The following is an 18,692-nucleotide window of genomic DNA, read 5'->3' on the forward strand; positions in this document are numbered from 1 at the left end:
GCGTGGCCTATTGAATAAACCACGGGGATTCTGCTAACCTTATAACGTGGAATCGTTAATAAGGGGCATAATGGCGAGGCTGCTGTGGGAGACAGGGGCGGTGAAGGTCTCAGTGGAGAGGCCGTTTCAGTTGGCGTCGGGGAATTTTAGTCCACTCTATATAAACTGCCGGGCGCTCATATCGAATGCGGCGACGATGGACGTAATCACTGCCATGAGCCACTATTTGTGTGCGTCGAAGGGTTTAATATTTGACATTGTAGCCGGTGGAGAGACGGCGGGGATACCGTTTGCGTCATATATATCGGGAAGGTTGTCAAAGCCGATGGTATATATAAGGAAAAAACCCAAGGGCTACGGGATGGGTTCGCTGGTGGAGGGTGTGTTAAAAGAGGGCGACAGGGTTTTGCTCGTAGAGGATTTAATAACAGACGGCAAGAGTAAAGAAGGGTTTATTAGTGCGATAAGAGGGGCTAAGGCAGAGATAGGCCACACGCTGGTAGTTTTTGACAGAGAACAGGGAGGCCGTGAGTTCTTAAATAGCCTGAACGTAGAGCTGCACCCCCTATGCACACTAAAAGGCGCGATAGCCGACTGGTCGAAGATGGAACTAATCCCGGAAGACACAAAAAAGGAAATCGAGTCCTACCTCGAAAACCCTCAGGGCTGGCACGAAAAAAGGGGGCTTGGGTTTAAGTAGGGGATATTATTTATTCTCATAACGCTTTCCATTCTTATCATAATTGGGTGAACCCTCAAGCCCCACCGCATTACATATCTGATCGAAAACAGAGGTATGTTTATAAAATGAGATACTATGTAATATTGAGTAGTTAAGATAATAATGTTGTTGTTAATGATACAGGATAAAGGATTGAAAGCATTGTAAATGACAAAAATGCCCTCAAAAACCCTTTATGCCGACGGGTGCAAATTCCTATATCGGAGCTTGGGCATCAATGGGAAAAAGAAGATACCACAGGAGTTTTGCTATACTACCCATATGAAACGTTTGACGATAGAAAAGGAAGGCAGCAAATAGGAAGGGTTGGAGCTTTATATTGTCAATAGGCGCGTAAAATTGACCTATCATAATAGTATAGAATAAGGTGAGGAGATTACGGCAAACGGTTATAATAGCATAATGTATAATGGCGCTATAGCGTGAGGATTTTCAGGTGAAAAATACTATTAAACAGTTTTTCAATCTCAGGATTGTCATTGCCTTTGTAGCGGTGTGCCTGATTACGGTGGTGGTTGCGTATGTAACGACAAAGAAAAACGAAACGCGGCTGCTGCGGAAAGAGATGCAGGAGCGTCTGGCAATACTCAATCGGTTTCAGTCATTCAAGCTGGAAAGTTATGCCATCCCTGCGAAAACATTATCTGAAAACCCCATAATAGTCGAGTTTTGTAATCACATATACAATGTTGATGCCATGAATGAATATCTGTCAGAATTTAGTGTTTCAGCCGAGGCATCTTTAGTCTTCATATTGAATAGTGACGGCATTACGATTGCCTCAAGCAATTATAAATCACCAAAAAGTTTAATGGGAGTAGATTATAGTTTTAGAGAATATTATAAAAAAGCGATTAAGGGACAGCCGAATACCTTTGTTGCCCAGGGCACGAGGACAAAGTTACTAGGCTATTATAATGCTTATCCCATAAGACATGGCGCTGATGTAATCGGCGTTGCCGTAGTCAAATACGATTTGCTTTCTTTGCTGCCGCCAGACATTGGCGTCAATGAGATTGTGTTTATATCAGATACAAACAATGTTATATTTGACGCCACTGACAATAGGTACATGTTACACACTATGGGTAAACTACCTGAGAAAACCATGAAGCAATTAAAAGACAGCAAGCAATACTTGTCGGAGCCTCTGCCGCCATTACCGGTAATTAAAACTATTGTTGAGGATAATGCAACGATCATTACCCTTCATTGGAACGGCTCGAATAAACACGATGATGTCCAATATCTTATGGAAGATGTCCTCTCCACCAGAGGCGATTGGCATATATATATGCTTGTTACATTATCTAAAATCAACCCAACAATCATATTTAATATCTCGGCGGCGGTTTCTCTGGTAAGCGTAATATTTCTTATCGTAATGCTGCTGTCCCTTATGGCGTTGGATATAAAAAGACGTAAAGAATATGAACAGTCAATAACTGCTGCAAATAACGCGCTTGAACGGATGGTAAATGAAAGGACCCTGCAGTTACAAGAAAAGATAGGACAATTGTTATCAATGGAGCAAACGCTCCATGAAAAAGAAAGAAAATACCGCCAGCTCGTAGAGCTTTCTATGGAGGGCATATGGGCGGTTGATAACGATGGCATTACCACGTTTGTAAACCATGCGATTGCTGATATGCTTGGTTACACAATGGATGAGATGTTAGGAGTGAATTTTTTAGAATTTATGGATGACGAAGGGAAGATTAAGGCGATAGAAACTGTAAAGAGCCAGGCGGTGACGGGTCATAGCGACCGGTTGGAGACTACGTTTCTGCATAAGAGTGGCAAAATAGTGTATGCAGTTGTGGCCGCCACTGCCCTTATAGACGATAATAGAAATCCCACAGGGTCTTTTGCAGTTATATCTGACATTACAAAACGCAGAGAAACCGAGACCCAATTAAAGCAGTCTATGTCAGACTTAGAACGTGCTTACAATGACCTTAAGCGGAGCCAGCAGCACCTTATTCAGTCTGAAAAGATGGCATCACTTGGGGGAATGGTTGCCGGAGTGGCACATGAAATAAATACACCCGTGGGTATTGCTTACACACTGTCGTCCAACATCGTGAAAAAAAGTGAAACCATCGTGGCCGCCTTTAATGACAAGTCACTTAATAAGTCTCAACTTGAGGATTATATCACCGAAGTGGAGCAAAACGGCCAACTTATATTCAGAAATCTTCAACGTACCGCTGATCTGATAAAGAGCTTCAAGATGGTAGCCGCGGACCAGGTAACTCAGGAGAGACGGACTTTCAGGATAAAGGAGTACTTAGAAGAGATACTCTTGACCCTTCATCCGAAACTGAAGCATTGTCAACTTAATATTGAAATCACATGTTCAGAAGACTTAACGGTGGATAGTTATCCTGGAGCGTTTGCCCAAATCATAACCAATCTTTTGTTGAACTCTCTCATACACGCGTATGCCCCCTGTGATAAAGGTGATATATCAATTAAAGTAGTGGCAAAAGAGACGGAGATAACTGTAGAATACAAAGATGATGGCAAGGGGATATCACAGGAGAATCTTAATAGGATATTTGATCCTTTTTTCACTACGAGGCGAGGCACCGGAGGCACTGGACTTGGATTGCATATTGTGTTTAACATAGTCACTCAGACACTGGGCGGACGCATAGACTGTAAAAGTACAGAGGGAGAGGGGGCAACATTTATAATTGAGTTCCCCACTATCAGGGAGAAACAGCATGATTGACCACGCTGGTGACGATCAGTTCTTCTTTCAGGAGGGCAAAGTAAGCACATTGCCGCAGACGGCGGAAAAGTGGAAGATAATGATAGTTGACGATGAGCCAGAGGTACACGCTATGACAAGCCTGGCGTTGAGAAGTTTTGCTTATGATGGTAAATCCCTTGAATTATTAAGTGCCTACTCCGGCAGCGAGGCAAAACGCCTCATTTCCGACAATACTGACACTGCCCTTATACTTTTAGATGTCGTGATGGAAGATGATCTTGCCGGGCTGAATACGGCAAGATATATCAGAGAAGAGTTGAAAAACAATCTTGTCCGGATAGTGCTAAGGACAGGACAGCCTGGACAGTCACCAAAGTTGGACATCATAACTCAGTACGATATCAATGATTACGTTGAGAAAACCGAATTGTCCATTGACAAGTTCAATATATTGATGATTTTATCTTTAAGGACATACAGAGATATTCAAATCATTGAAAACAACAAAAGGAACCTTGAGAGGATAATCAGAGAAAAGGAGGCATCAGACGCGGCAAACTCTGCCAAGAGTGAGTTCCTTGCCAACATGAGCCATGAGATTCGAACCCCTATGAATGCCATTATCGGACTAAGTGAGCTTGTCCTTGAAGCGGATCTAAAACCTCAGCACAGGCAATACATGCATACGGTGCTTAGTTCAGCCAACTCTCTTTTATCGCTTATAAACGGCATATTGGATTTTTCAAAAATAGAAGCCGGAAAACTGGAACTTGAGTCCATAGATTTTGATCTTCGGGAATTAGTGGAAGGCGTCTGTGATCCTATCTCTATTCAGGTACACAAGAAGGGTCTTGAGTTATCAAGCCATATAAAACCAGAAGTGCCGTTAAAACTAATTGGCGACCCTGGACGCCTTGGGCAGATACTTCTTAACCTGCTGGGCAATGCCCTGAAATTCACTTCGGCAGGGGAGATAGTGTTGGAGGTTGAGACTGAACAGGACAATGCTGACGATAAACTTGTCTTGCTTCATTTTGCGGTATCTGATACAGGGATAGGGATACCGGAGTCCAAGTTTAACCAAATTTTTGAAAACTTTTCTCAGGCAGATGGCTCAACAACGAGAAAATATGGAGGTACCGGCCTTGGCCTTGCCATCTCAAAGAGGTTGGTCTCACTGATGGGTGGCAAAATATGGATACAAAGCACTGAGGGCAGGGGTACCACGTTTCACTTCACAGCACAATTTTTTCTGAGTGCTGAAAAAGAAAAAACAGATTCATGTAGTTTCAATAATATCAAGGTATTGGTTTCCTGCAATTATCCCACCACCGCCAGAATAATCAAAGACATTTTACGTTGCTGCGGCAACGAGCCTGATGAGGCCATAGGAGCAGATGAGACGTTTAACAAACTGGAGGCCGCCACCAATGCGGCTGCCAACCCGTATGATATTATATTTGTGGATGTACGGCTCTCAGGCATTGGTGGCTTCAAAATGGCGGAGCATATAAAAGACGCGGGTTTGCCATCCTATGTCATTATGATGCTAAACTCCAATCAAAGAAGTGGGGATTTAGATAGATGTACTGAGCTGGGGGTCTTCTGCCATATCAGTAAGCCGATAAAACATAAGGATATAATAAATACTGTGACAAAAGTTCTTTATTCAAAACATCCGGACACAATTGAAGCCAGTAAGAAACTCCAAACGCCTGTGTCTGCTCAAGCCGGACTTTCCATGCTGCGCGTCCTGCTTGTTGAGGACGACATGAATAACCGGGTGGTTACCAGTGAGATATTGAAAAAGAATGGCTGCAACGTTACGGAAGCAGTGGATGGGGAGAAGGCGGTTGCCCTTCTGAACGAGGTAATGTTTGATTTGATTTTAATGGATGTGCAAATGCCGGTAATGGATGGTCTTGAGGCGGCAAAAATAATCAAATCCTCAGACTCCACCCGTAACATTCCGATTATTGCAATGACAGCCCACGCATTAAAAGGAGACAGGGAGCGTTGTATAGAAGCAGGAATGGACGACTATATAACTAAACCTATCAGGCCGAATGAACTGGTTCAAATCATAGCGAAATATACTGTCGTTGAAGGGAATGAAACAACCGAACGCCCCGTCCAATGTGAAAAAATGCCTGTACGTTCTGACAACACCGCTGCCACACATCATGATAATGTAGAAGATGATATTCGGTTAGAAGAACTCATCGCACAGATAAGCAATTCTAAACTCATAGAAACTATACCGCATGGTGAGATAAGGGTGTTAATACAACATACCGCCAACCTTATAGTCTCCATGAGAGAATCCCTGAATTCCGAAAATTATTTTCTGACCGAGAAACAGGCTGAGGCCATCAGGGATAATGCCGAGAGACTATCACTTGCAGAAATTAAAGCGGCCGCATTTCGCATGATGATGTCGTTGAGAAAGTCAGACATTGATAACGCCAAATGCCATTTTATGATATTAATGGAAAAGTTAGACAATTTACTAAAAAAAGAACTTAATGGCCTTCAAGATTAGTATGATGTCATGCTAAACTCGGCTTCCACAGCACTGCCCGTATCTTCCCAAAAATAGGTGCCCAAAAATGTGTCCGCCGCCATCCAACTCCAGCCTTTCGCTGACTCTCTCCGCTGAACGTCAGGCTATAACAGCCACATCTATCGTATTAATCAAAATATATAAACTCATAATCTCCGCTGTAGCCGAATTCGTTATAAATCCAGACCCACTCCTCAGTCTTATAAAATGATTCACAGGTGAGCGCCCAACATTGAAGATTGAAAAGTTGCTGTTCGCAGTTATAACTCTCTACCGCGATGTATTTATTACTGCCCACCCTTTCAATTTCACTCAATGCGCTTTTTAGTTCATAAACATGCAGATTATGCAACGTGGTTATGGAAATCACAAGGTCAAATGTCTTATCACCGTATGGGTATGGCTCACTGGCATTGCCAACGCTGATGTTATGCCTTATTTCCTGCTTCGCGTTTTCAACCGCGTAGGGCGATAGGTCAAAGCCAACTACCGTACACTCCGGCAGGAGCTTTTTCAATTCATACAGTAAAAAGCCCTTGCCGCATCCAACATCAAGGATTTTGGCGTTTTGGCCAAGATTATAGGTTTTAATCAGCTCTGCCGCCGGTTGACTCCATCTGCCGTCATACCTGTAGCCGCCATAGCCGTATCTTCTATCGCCATCCCAGAAGTCCCTGTCAAAGCGTCTGGCGACCTTCATGCACTCCACCTTGCCATCAGACATTCTCGCCAGATAGTCCCGCGAGGTCTGCTTGTGAAGCGGTGTTATTATGTTTAAGAGTCTGCCCATTTGGGTTAGTATAAATTATTTATTTCAGTGATTGCTACTTTTACGGTTGGGTAAGGCGTTATGATATAATATTTCCTGTCATGCTGGATATAATACGAAAATACGTGGGAAGAGTAAAACTTTCTAAACCTGCACAGGGGATTTTAATTGGACTTTGTGCGGGGTTGATAGCCCTGTTTATAGGGACGTTTCAGTTTGCGGCTGACCTTGAGCTTTACACCGTTGATATGAGATATAAACATCGTCCGCCGATAAAGACCCTCCCCTCGCTGGGATATATAGATTTCGACGACTCATCGCTTCGTCTGTTTGGGCAGTGGCCGTGGCCGCGCCTAAGGCACGCGGTGCTCGTTAATACGCTTAATTTTTATAACGCCAAAGCCGCAGCCTTTGATGTCTTTTTTGTGGAAAGGGAAAACACGGTTTTCTATCCTGCCACCATTAAGAAATTCATGGCCGGCAGCGGCTACAAAAATGAAACGGACTTCCTCCGCCTCCTTGACGATTCCTTCAGAACCTATGACGAGGAATTTGCTGAGGCAATGACTAAATTCGGCAATATCTATTTAAGCTATTACACGGTTAGGGCGCATGAAGGTAAGGATAGTAAAAATAAGGGCACGATGCGGCCAGGTACGCCGAATACAGGCGCAGACACCGCAATTAACTTGCTTGAAAAAACCTTCCTGCCCATTCCCAAAGCTATTGACGCCAGTACCCTGCACGCCGACATACACATCAGCCCGCCGCTTGAGGAGTTCATCGCCGCGGCAAAGGGCACCGGCTATGCACAACCCGACCTCGACAGCGACTCCATTGTGAGAAACTATACGCTGCTGCGCCGCTATGATAACTACATGACCTACCCCGTTATATTAAAAATGCTCTCTAACGTCATGGATTTTAAACTCAACGATATGGTAATCGTCCCCGGTAGATACCTCATACTCAAACAGGCCCTGCAATACGGCAGCGATACGCGCCATGATGTTACAATTCCCATAGATTCACGCTGTCAGATGCCCCTGAACTGGGCCGGCACATATCGTAACTCCTACACACACATCCCCTATGACGTCTTGTCCTATTTCTATGCCGTCATCAGGGCAAAACAAATCGCCTCGAAATATGCGGGAAGCAGTTACGATGAGTTGTACGGAGATATATACGCAGACCTGATGGAAGACACGCTTGTCACAGAGGCCAGCGGACGCGCCATCGCCTCAGATATTGCCGCCGCCCTTCTCGTCTCTGAATTGCTCAACAGGGGGATTAAGCAGGCGGAGATTTATCAGCAATTAAAACCATATGTCAAAGGGGATACCATTGATAAGATATATGCCGTGGTGGCGGCCTCTGTCAAAGTTGAAAAAGAGTTGATGGAACATCGGGGCGGCAGCGCCGACAATAATCATGGAGGCCCGTACTCCCCGCAGATTGCCGAGGCGGTGAAAAACATGAAGTGGTTTTACGCTAAGGGACGTCTCAAAGAGGCCTACCCATATTATTTCCCGGACGCGCCGCATCTGATGCAACAGGGGGAGCCTCGCGCCTTCTCCCCCACAGATATGGAAGGCATGATTTTTATGGTCGGCCTCGCCGGGACAAACACCATAGACCTTGACCCTACCCCGTATGAATCCTACGCCCCTATGGTATCTTTCCACCTCAATGCCATAAATTCCATACTCACAGGGCAGTTCCTACAGACCGCACCCGTGTTATACAACAGGGCCATTACCATTGCCCTTGCCGTATTGGCCGGGGTAACGGGCATTATGGCCGGCGTTATCGCATCCTCTGCCGTAGCGGTAGTGGCCGCCGCCGCATATGCGTTTATTACATTGAAACTCTGGATTGTGAAAGGATACCGGATAGATTTAGTCATTCCACTTACGGGTATGGTCGGCGCGTATATCACCTCCCTTGTTATTCAATTTGTGAGGATGTTTCTGGAGAGAAAAAAGGTCAGGTCGTTATTTGCTAAAATGGTGTCAAAGGCGGTACTAAAGACAATGGAGGAAAACCCGGACAGTTTCTCTCTGACCGGACAGCGCAAGGCCGCCGCAGTATTTTTCTCCGCCCTAAACGGCATGAACGAGGCCATCAGAAAGGTATCGCCTGGTGAACTGCCCGCCCTTCTTAGTATTTACCTCTCACCCAACAGCGAGATAATCATGAACTATGGCGGGTATATTGACAAATATGAAGGACACGTCATCATGGCAGACTTCGGGGTTCCGGTAGACGACGAATTATGCGCGGTTAAATGCGCCTTCAGCGCCATTGAGCAAAGGCTTGACATTGAGGCATTTAAGTTTTACGTGGAGACCGCCTACGGTCTTTCGGTAAACGTGGCGATGGGTTTTAATTATGGCTATGTCTCGGCAGGTAATATGGGTTCTGAGGAGAAATTTCAATACACCGTCATGGGTGACCCCGTAAATGTGGCCGCCAGATTTATGGCCGCAAATTTTATTTACAACTCTGACTATGCCATCACAGGAGAGGACGCGGTACCAGTTATCTCAGATTTCGTCCACCTTCGGCTGCTTGATAAACTCCTGCTCAAGGGAAAGACCAAACCCCTGGCCATCTACGACTGCGTCGGCTGGAGGCCGGAGGCATACTTAAAACTCCACTCAGGCAAACCCGTCCCGGCACACATAAAAAACCTATGGCTTAAATGCCCGACTGGTAAGATATTCGGCTATCTGCGTATGTGGGAAAAGATATATAAGAAAACCTCCCACCCGTTGGCAGAGACTATTTGGAAATTTTTTACCGCGTGTCTGCCAATCATAGAACCGCTCCTCATTAGCAAATTGAAAGGCGAGGCCACTATATTTCACACATCTGTGATTGCGTTTAAACACAATTTAAAGGAAACGCAGGGACACCATTTTTCTGGCTCAGACGGTGAGGCAGTGTCAGACGGCCTTTATGTTTATTTAAACTCAAAACAAGAGGAGTTAACCAAAATCGTGGGAATGCTTGAAGACCCGGCGTTAAATACGCATACCGGGGGAGTTGCCACAGAGGGGCTTGCCCAGGCGGCCAGGGCACTCTTATATAAGTGTGAAATGCTCCTGTCCCGCTTTCAAAATGAACATATTGAGGACGATCATATTCGCAGGTGTACCGGCGCTTTAAGAGACTTCGTGCCAGGTAAGGAGGCCATGGACAACCACCGCCTCAATGCCACTATCGCCGATGGGCAAGGCCGCTATCAGGCAATGGCGGGGGATTTCTGTAAAAAATTATCGGGCGAGGCTGGAGCGTGGCATGAGATGATGTCCCTGGCAGGCGCACCCACGCAAGATGACCTGGCCGCCAGCAAACATTTTGAGGAGGCGCTTACGCTGTACTGGGAGCGCCGTTGGGATGATGCAATTGAGATATTTCAAAAGGTGCTGCGGTACGTGCCAGACGACGCCCCGGCACAGTCTTTTATTAACCGGATAGAGTTATATAAGGAAAACCCTCCCCCGGAGTTATGGCAGGGGGAATTCGTCCAGACAAAGAAATGAAAGATAAGTTTCGAAAAAAATATGCGGGAAAGATATATTTAATACTCCTGAGCGCCATTGCTATCGGGACTATTGTATCGCTTATGGCAACCGTCCTTAGCGTACTGGGGGCGTTTGACAGGCTTGAGGACACCGCCCTTCAGACCGCGTTTCTAAAACGGCCGCCGCTTATAACCGACCCCGCCATTATGAGCATAGACATAGACGACAATGCCATTGAGACACTGGGACGCTGGCCCTGGCCACTATACAGGCATAAGTCGCTTGTGGATTTATTAAAACTCTACAAAAGCCGGGCGGTTATATTTACGGACATAGACATATCCAGGGCCACCCACAACTCAATGGAAGAGAGTGCGGCGTGGCTTCTGAAAGACATGATTAAAGGTGCATACGAAAGTGGCAGCGCCGATATGACTATGTCATATATAGACAGCGGTGGCGGCGACGACGGTTTTTATCACTCGCTGAAAGACTACGGACAGGTTTTCTACACGGTGAAATCAGCACAGACAGGGCAGCCCTCCCCCTCTGTCCCTTCAGAAGGTTTCCCCGCGGGTACTATCCGGGGCGGAGGCTTTAACTCTATCGTTATGGACAAGCAGGGTGTTGTGTTCAGATACCCGTTGATTACAAGCGTCAATAGTACACCCTATCCTTCGCTCCCGCTGGATGTGGCGATAAAACTGAGCAGCGCGGACAATGTTACGGTCACAACTGGTAAGGCCATCAGGCTTGAAGGCGCGGGCAAAACAACAACAATACCCATAGACAAGGAAGGACAGATGTTGATAAATTGGGCGGGCAGGTACAAAGACACGTTTCAGCGCGTTCCTTTTGGTATTGCCGCGTCTTTTATCCTGCTTCAGGAGGCCAAAAATGAGCTTAGGAAATATGACTTAAAAACGATGCCAGACCCCGGCGCCGCCCTCGCCAATCTCAAAAAAGAGCTGCAAAAACACCCGTACGCTGCCAAAGGCAAAAGCGAAGAGACAGCAGTCTTAGTGTATAATGCCACACTGATTGAGAATCACTTAAACTCTACCGGCTGTACCGTAAAAGACGCGATGGATTATCTTGGATTGCCGGAGCAGTGGACAAGGATTGCCAATCAGGTTAAATTTAACAACTACCTGCTTCAAAAATATGATGAGACCGAAAAGCCACCCGTCTTTGATGAGGCCGTAAAGGAACTTGGGTTGACGCCGCAAGAGGCAGACCTCAAAAACTCATATGATTTGATAAAGTTCCACCTCGAAAACGAGACTATACCATTGGTGAGGCCACTCTATTTTGAGAAAATGGACAATAAGGTCAACGGCAGGGTTCAGACGATAACCCCATTGATATTAAAGGACAAGATAGTTTTCTACGGACTTACGGCAACCGGCCTGACCGCACAGAATCCAACCCCGTTTATGGAGCGCCACGCGATGCTTGACCTGCCCATAAACGTGCTGAACTCCATACTGACAGGGAAATTCCTCCACGAGCCACCCCCGCTGCTGATTTACCTGATAACGTATGCGCTGGCGTATTTTATCGTTGTGTTCGTAGTGCTGATGTCCCCTGTAAGGAGCGGCGTGATAACCATTTTTGCGGCGGGCGGGTATTTAGTGTTTTCGTGGTATTTGTTTACGTCACAGGGTATTGTAATGCCTGTTTCGCGGCCGCTGTTTGCCATATTCGGCGCGTATTTCGGCGGCGTAATTTACAGGTATTTTAAGGAGCGCAACGAGCGCAGGATGGTCAGGCAGATGTTTTCCACGATGGTATCGCCGGAGATATTAAAGATCATCGAAAAAACCCCCGGCAAGCTGAACCTTGGCGGCGAGCTAAAGCGCGCGACGATGTTCTCATCAGATGTCTCCGGGTTTACGACCATATCAGAAGGCGTTACATCGAGGGAGCTGGCAGATATACTAAACATCTATCTCACGCCGATGAGCAACATTATAATGTGCTATGAGGGCTATGTTGATAAGTACGAGGGGGATGCGATAAAGGCGGACTTCGGCGTGCCACTAAGTGACGCCGGACACGCATGGAAGGCCTGCTGGGCGGCGCTCTATCAGCAGGAGGAACTACTGGTCGTGCAGCGCATGATACTCCTTCAGTATGGCGTAAGGATAACCGCCCGAATGGGGGTAAACACGGGAATGGTGCTGGTGGGTAACATGGGTTCAGAGGGACACGTCCAGTACACGGCCATGGGACCGGCGGCCACAGTTGCCGAGGAGCTTGAACCGGCCAACAAAATCTTCGACACATGGATTATGATTGGTCACGATACCTACGAGGACGCCAAAGACTATGTAGAGGCAAGGTGTCTGGGCGAGATTAAGACCCATCACGCCACGGACTCCGTGTATGAACTGGCGGGATGGAAAAAGGAAAAGTTTCTCTCCCACTGGCAACAGAGGCCGGTACCTGAGCTTGTCATAAAATCGTTTAAAAAGCTGCGGCCTGAGAAAATACTGGGCTATAACTATTACTTTAAGAATAAGGCGCTGCCGGAGCTGCCCATACTGACAGAGATTCGGCAGATGTTTTCTGAACTGGCGGAGCTTTCTGTCCAGTTTATGCAGATAAAAGACATAATCCACATAGTCAGCATTGAAGACAGCATCCACGAATTGCAAGGGAAATTGAAGCCTCATGTGGCAATATATGAACAGGAAGAGCCGCCGTTGAAGATTCGTAATGAAATAACGCAACTTCACGGCGCGCTGGAAAAGGAATCCACACCCTACGAGGCGGTGCTCTTAAGGTGGAAGATAACGCTGAAACATCAGATGGCACATATCATAGCGCTCACCGGCAAGATAGGCAAGGCAGAGACCGAGACATTCATTGACATGGCTGATAAGCTTGAAAAAGGCATTGAGAGTATAAACAAGAGGATAAACTGTACCGGTGATGAGACTGCCGCGTCACTTTCGGACAACCTGAAAGGCCTGTTATTAAAAGAAGACCTGGACAGTTCGGTGATTGTTGATAAACTCACCTATCAATGTACGTCAATTGAGAAGGTAATAGGGGTGAGATTAAGTATGTTCGCGGACGGCCTCAGGGGCAACCCGCGGCAATACCACGAGTTAATTGCAGAGATGTGTACGGTGGATGAGCAAAGGCTTGAGATGTTCAGGCAATTTGAGGATGGCCTGAGTCTATACAAACAACGCCGCTGGGAGGCGGCGCTGGAGGCATTCAGACAGTGCCTGAATATCGCCCATGAGGACGGGCCAAGCAAAAAATACATAGCAGAGATTGAGCGCCTGAAAACAACCCCACCACCCGAAGATTGGACAGGCGCGTGGGAGGCGGGTTAAACCTTAATAGTGAAAACGCGCAATGAATGGGGAGCCGGTCTGCCCGAGATTTTACCGCTGTGCCGTGTATAGTACTCAAGGGTGGTACCCCCCTTCGTCTTTAATCCTTACCTTTAATCATTCAAATATTGTTCACATAATAATAAATATCTATAGTTTTTTTTGCTTCTGTGTTTAATATGTAACTGAAATGTAACACCTCGTCGTGTATTATGTATCTCAGTATGGTGATAGAACTATACGAGAAAGTGGTAATACAACTGATACCATTGGGAGGGATTGCATATGTTAGAAACAGGGGTGGCGTTGAATGTTTCTTTTGAGGAGGCTGTTGGAAGTTCTATGCCGAAAATAGGCGCATATAATTCTAGCATACCGGCAAACGTCCTTGACAAGGTCGGAGTACTTATCATGGTACTTGATATAGACGGGCGGATTGTGTACTTTAATCATGCCTGTGAGAGGGCGTCAGGGTATAAGTTCAGCGAAGTAAAAGGGAGGTGCTTGTGTGAGCTTTTAGTTCGGCAAGAGGACATGGATGAGTTAAAGAGGCTCTTTAACAATATACTAAGCGGCAGGGTTTCAGAACCCGTCATCTATGAGTATTACTGGGTAAGCAAGAGCGGGTCTGAACGTCTGATAGCATGGTCTAATGTGGAGCTTTCAAAGGATAACAGTTCGGAACTGTTTATTATATCCACAGGAATAGACGTTACAGATATTAATCTGAAGAATCAGTTATTGGTTCAACAATCCAAGATGGCATGTATGGGTGAGATGATAGGAATGATAACCCATCAGTGGGTGCAGCCTCTCAATGCCATCGGGTTAAGTGTGCAGGATTTACAGGATGCATATGCCTGCGGGGAAATTGACGAAAAATATATAAAAGGGTTTGTTGATATGGCAATTGGCCAGGTTAACTTTATGTCAGATACGATATCCGATTTCAAAAACTTTTACGTGCCGTCAAAAAAGAAGATACTGTTCAATGTAAAAAATACTTTAGAGGAATTGATATCTATGTTTATTCGAATATTCAATGGCTATGGCATAGATATTTATGTAACTGCTGAAAAAGACACAAAACTGTTTACAGAGGGATATCCAAATGAATTTAAGCAGGTGATACTAAATATTTTAAATAACTCGAAAGATGCCATTATATCTAAAAGAGGTAAAGGCATTAAAATACGAGGGCAGATAGAAATTAATATCTGCAATGATAAAAAAAGAGACAAGATGATTGTTTCAGTAAGAGACAACGGCGGCGGTATTCTGGACAATGTTATTGGGAATATCTTTGAACCTTATTTCACAACAAAGGGGAAGGAAGGAACGGGGGTTGGACTGTATATGTCAAAAACGATAGTAGAGACAAACATGGGTGGCAGCCTTACGGTTAGGAATTATGGTGGAGGGGCAGAATTTACCATTAGTTTAAACATAGTCGGCGGCAGTGGTGTAAACCCTACAGGGCAAACGCATTAGCAACATATGATTGAAAATTCCTATACATAGTTTGTTATCGGGTTTATATTATCAAAGGAGGGGATATAGAGATGGACTTTTTTAAAACCTATGTTGGAAGGATGCTCTATCGGGATGAGTATGTCATTCTGAAAAGGTACTGGGTTTTCCCGATTTTGATATGGGCTGCGCTTGTTGCCTGTTCTCTTGTATGGAATCTATCTTCTGTAAAGCAACAATCATTAGGTATAATGGAAGGCCAGGCACGCTCTGTGTTCGAACTAATAGAGGTGGTTAGATTGTGGAATATGCGGCATGGCGGCGTATATGTGCCAATTGCCGAGGCTACCCCTTCAAATCCATATCTCGACGTACCGGGTGGGCAGACCGTGTCCATTGGAGATAAAAAATTCACATACATAAGCCCGTACTACATGACCCGACAGTTAAGTGCGCTCGCAAAGGAGCACGAAAAAGGCCTGTTTCACGCTACTAGCCTCAAACCAATCAATTCCGCAAACGCCCCTGACGAATGGGAATCTACGGCATTAAAGGGTTTTGAAAAGACAAAAAACAGGGAAACCTTTGAGCTGATCGAAAAAAAATCAGGTAGCTCGTTCAGATATATGTCCGCGTTGTTAGTGGACGAGTCGTGTTTGATGTGTCACGCGATACAGGGCTACAAGGTTGGAGACATACGCGGCGGCATCAGTGTTACGATAAATGCAGATACCATAGTTAAATCCACTCATAATCAATGGATTAATCTTTCAGCCTCTCATGGGGCCGCTTTTTTCCTTGTGTCCGGCCTAATGCTCTTTAGCCTGTCGCAGAGGAGAAATCAATACTTGTCCCTCCAAAAAATAAACTCACGCATGAATGATGACATGATTGTGCTTCAGCAGATGTCAGATGAAATGAGGGAAAGCGAGGAGCGTTTCAGGCTGATTGCCGAGAGTGTCAGCGATGTCATCTGGACGCTTGACGCCTCAATGGACAGTTTTACGTATGTAAGCCCATCAATAGCAAGTCTGCGCGGATTTACCGTTGAAGAGGCCGTCAATGAGACATTCGCAGAGGCCATGACGCCGCAGTCTTACGCCTATGTTCGGGACATCCTCATGGAAAAACTTGCATGTTTTAAGGATTCAGGGAATATTGACTGCTTTTCGGAGAGGATTGAATTAGAACAGAAGTGCAAGGATGGGAGGATAATCCCTGTTGAGGTAGTCCTGTCGGCCATAATCGGGGCGGATGGACAAATCAAGGAGTTTGTGGGAATATCGCGGGACATAACGCAACGCAAAAAAGAAGAGGAGAAACTCAAATATCGCAGCACGCACGATTCTATGACAGGATTATATAACCGTGCTTATTTTGACGCCGAATTGGAGCGCGTAGCCAAGGGCAGGCAGTTTCCGGTCAGCTTTATAGTAGCCGATTTGGACGGACTGAAACGCGTCAACGACTCAATCGGGCATGAGGCGGGAGACCGGCTGATCAGGGGGGCGTCAGATGTGCTTAAGATGGCTTTTCGTGGAAGCGATGTAGTAGCGCGTACGGGGGGCGATGAGTTTATTGTCATTCTCAGTGAGACTGACGAGGGTCTGTCCGTCAGATCAATAGATCGCGTTAGGGCATATCAGTCGGAGTATAACAAAAATAACAACGGCCGGCCGGTGTCCATATCGCTTGGCGCTGCAACAGCCTATTGCGCCCTTGATATTGAGCTAGCCATCAAAGATGCCGACAAGCGGATGTATGAGGACAAGGTATCCCGCAAGCAGCAGCGTGTCGGATAAACAAAGGCAGAAACAAGGTTATGGAATACTGACGGCGAAAGGGGGACTCAGGAAAGTGAATATCAAAAATTGGTCATTAAGTAAGAAAACATGCGTGCCTATATTGCTTATAGTGTTGTTGGGCGTAATTATTAACACATGGATAGCGGACTTTTTAATCAGAGACATGGTAGTTGAAGAGGTAAAAAATGGCGCAATAATGGGTTACAAGAACACTGTCCTGGACGCCATTACTTCTATGATGGTTGCAGGCAATTTTAAGGAGGCGAAGGAGCCGTTTTTGCAGCAATTGAAAAAAGTGATTGACTTGAGGGTTGTCAGAAGTGAGGCAATAGACGCGTCCTTTGGGAAGGGAAAGCCAGGTGATTACCCTGATGACGACGTGGAGAGGGAGGTAATGCGTACAGGGAAAGAGAGAGTGATCGTCGAGGGCACTTCGGTTCGGGGTATTTATCCTTACATAGCCGGGCAAGACGTCATGGGCAGGAACTGTCTTTCATGCCATAACGTGAAGGAAGGCGATGTTTTAGGAGTAGTCAGCATAAAAGTTTCCCTAAACAAAACAGCAGAGAGGTTGAAGCACTTTGAGTACCTGTTTATATTTCTCGGGATGTTGGGCGTTCTATGTGTAAGCGCAGCGGTTTACGCAATCGTCAGAATAACCCACAGACCATTAATTGCCCTTACCAGTAAGGTGAGGGAAATCGCTGGCGGTGACCTTACTGTAAACATCAAGACTATTGGGAATGATGAGATAGGGATACTTTCACAGGGTATGAATGCAATGGTGCATTCGTTTAGTAACTCTGTACATACGATATTGAGCCTGGCGGACGCTCTCTCTCTGAATGCCGAAAAGATATTGAGGGCAAAGGCCGAAAATGCCAGGCTGGGTGCCGAAAACATCGCCGAACAGGCGTCTCATTCATTTGACGACTCTACCGTGTTGATCTCTACGTTTAAAGACATGGCAAGCGACATATCCACAGTAGCCGGGGCGTCCTTAAAAACCATGGAACACGCCAATAATGGTAAAGATGTATCTGATGGAGCGATTAATGTAATAAACCTGTTGCAATCTTCAACTAAAGAGCTTTCTGTCATGATTGAGAACCTTGATAAGAGCTTTTCAGAGATCGGAAACGTTGTAACGGTTATTAAGGAGATAGCTGATCAGACGAATCTGCTTGCCCTCAATGCGGCAATTGAGGCGGCCAGGGCAGGAGAGCAAGGAAGGGGGTTTGCCGTTGTTGCGGATGAAGTGAGGAAACTCGCCGAAAAGACGATAAAACAGACTGCCGACATTTCGCGTAAGATTGAACTTGTGCTGAAAGACTCGCAAAAGACCACAACTTCGATGGCGGATGCCTACGAAGGGGTATCAAAAGCTACCGCATATATTAATGATGTGGGCAATTCCCTGATAACTATTGTGGGGGCATCTAAAAATACACAGTCTCAGATAGAGAAGATACAGCAGTCGGTTACTAATCAGCTTGAAATCTCCGACAGGGTTCAATCCCACACGGATAAGACCTCAATGGTAGTTGCCGACATGAGAAATATGGCCGATGAGTTAATGAATGACCTTAATATGATAAACCAGATATCCGATGAACTGAGGGTGTCATCATCAAGTTTCAAAACCGGTTCAAATGGCTCGTCAAGTATTGATATGTTTTAGAGGAATATTTATCCCAGATTGTCCATTAGGAGGAAAAGTCTAATGGCGGCCATTAGGAAA

Annotated in this window: 9 protein-coding genes; 8 read left to right on the top strand and 1 reads right to left on the bottom strand. The window is 45.7% G+C overall.

Annotation, left to right across the window (positions count from 1 at the left end; translation table 11 throughout):
* Nucleotides 1–70 precede the first annotated feature (70 nt).
* The 3 genes from pyrE to AB7D94_RS04280 all read left to right on the top strand — a co-directional run bounded on the left by pyrE (nucleotide 71) and on the right by AB7D94_RS04280 (nucleotide 6,003).
* The gene (gene pyrE / locus AB7D94_RS04270) at nucleotides 71–700 is read left to right on the top strand and encodes an orotate phosphoribosyltransferase (protein WP_420264488.1); all 630 of its coding nucleotides are present in this window, start codon (nucleotides 71–73) and stop codon (nucleotides 698–700) included.
* A 478-nt stretch (nucleotides 701–1,178) separates the two neighbouring features.
* Nucleotides 1,179–3,479 carry a sensor histidine kinase gene (locus tag AB7D94_RS04275; protein ID WP_420264489.1) on the top strand — a complete coding sequence of 767 codons (2,301 nt, stop codon included), beginning with the start codon at nucleotides 1,179–1,181 and terminating at the stop codon, nucleotides 3,477–3,479.
* Entirely contained in the window at nucleotides 3,472–6,003 is a 2,532-nt protein-coding gene (locus AB7D94_RS04280) for a response regulator (RefSeq protein ID WP_420264490.1), read from the top strand. The genes AB7D94_RS04275 and AB7D94_RS04280 overlap by 8 nt, the downstream gene beginning before the upstream one ends.
* A gap of 148 nt (nucleotides 6,004–6,151) precedes the next feature.
* On the opposite strand, the gene AB7D94_RS04285 is transcribed toward AB7D94_RS04280, so the two are convergent.
* Nucleotides 6,152–6,814 (bottom strand): class I SAM-dependent methyltransferase, encoded by a 663-nt coding sequence (locus AB7D94_RS04285; protein WP_420264491.1) that lies wholly within the window; start codon nucleotides 6,812–6,814, stop codon nucleotides 6,152–6,154.
* Nucleotides 6,815–6,894: 80 nt separating this feature from the next.
* Between AB7D94_RS04285 and AB7D94_RS04290 the strand changes: the two genes are divergently transcribed.
* The 5 genes from AB7D94_RS04290 (at nucleotide 6,895) to AB7D94_RS04310 (ending at nucleotide 18,632) form a co-directional block, all read left to right on the top strand.
* Complete coding sequence (locus AB7D94_RS04290; protein ID WP_420264492.1) at nucleotides 6,895–10,344, top strand: CHASE2 domain-containing protein; 3,450 nt, start codon at nucleotides 6,895–6,897, stop codon at nucleotides 10,342–10,344.
* Nucleotides 10,341–13,676 (top strand): CHASE2 domain-containing protein, encoded by a 3,336-nt coding sequence (locus tag AB7D94_RS04295; protein WP_420264493.1) that lies wholly within the window; start codon nucleotides 10,341–10,343, stop codon nucleotides 13,674–13,676. The genes AB7D94_RS04290 and AB7D94_RS04295 overlap by 4 nt, the downstream gene beginning before the upstream one ends.
* A 285-nt stretch (nucleotides 13,677–13,961) precedes the next feature.
* Complete coding sequence (locus tag AB7D94_RS04300; RefSeq protein ID WP_420264494.1) at nucleotides 13,962–15,167, top strand: PAS domain-containing sensor histidine kinase; 1,206 nt, start codon at nucleotides 13,962–13,964, stop codon at nucleotides 15,165–15,167.
* A gap of 71 nt (nucleotides 15,168–15,238) precedes the next feature.
* Nucleotides 15,239–16,948 (top strand): diguanylate cyclase domain-containing protein, encoded by a 1,710-nt coding sequence (locus tag AB7D94_RS04305; RefSeq protein WP_420264495.1) that lies wholly within the window; start codon nucleotides 15,239–15,241, stop codon nucleotides 16,946–16,948.
* 55 nt (nucleotides 16,949–17,003) lie between these two features.
* A complete protein-coding gene (locus AB7D94_RS04310) occupies nucleotides 17,004–18,632 on the top strand; it encodes a methyl-accepting chemotaxis protein (RefSeq protein WP_420264496.1) in 1,629 nt (542 codons plus the stop codon).
* Nucleotides 18,633–18,692: the final 60 nt, after the last annotated feature.

This window comes from Candidatus Magnetominusculus dajiuhuensis (assembly GCF_046044395.1).
GTDB classification, from domain to species: Bacteria; Nitrospirota; Thermodesulfovibrionia; order Thermodesulfovibrionales; family Magnetobacteriaceae; genus Magnetominusculus; species Magnetominusculus dajiuhuensis.

What these genes read in the sequence shown, in the direction of transcription:
- pyrE (WP_420264488.1), top strand. Translation starts at nt 71, where the DNA reads ATGGCGAGGCTGCTGTGGGAGACAGGGGCGGTGAAGGTCTCAGTGGAG.
- AB7D94_RS04280 (WP_420264490.1), top strand. Translation starts at nt 3,472, where the DNA reads ATGATTGACCACGCTGGTGACGATCAGTTCTTCTTTCAGGAGGGCAAA.
- AB7D94_RS04285 (WP_420264491.1), bottom strand. Translation starts at nt 6,814, where the DNA reads ATGGGCAGACTCTTAAACATAATAACACCGCTTCACAAGCAGACCTCG.
- AB7D94_RS04290 (WP_420264492.1), top strand. Translation starts at nt 6,895, where the DNA reads ATGCTGGATATAATACGAAAATACGTGGGAAGAGTAAAACTTTCTAAA.
- AB7D94_RS04295 (WP_420264493.1), top strand. Translation starts at nt 10,341, where the DNA reads ATGAAAGATAAGTTTCGAAAAAAATATGCGGGAAAGATATATTTAATA.
- AB7D94_RS04300 (WP_420264494.1), top strand. Translation starts at nt 13,962, where the DNA reads ATGTTAGAAACAGGGGTGGCGTTGAATGTTTCTTTTGAGGAGGCTGTT.
- AB7D94_RS04305 (WP_420264495.1), top strand. Translation starts at nt 15,239, where the DNA reads ATGGACTTTTTTAAAACCTATGTTGGAAGGATGCTCTATCGGGATGAG.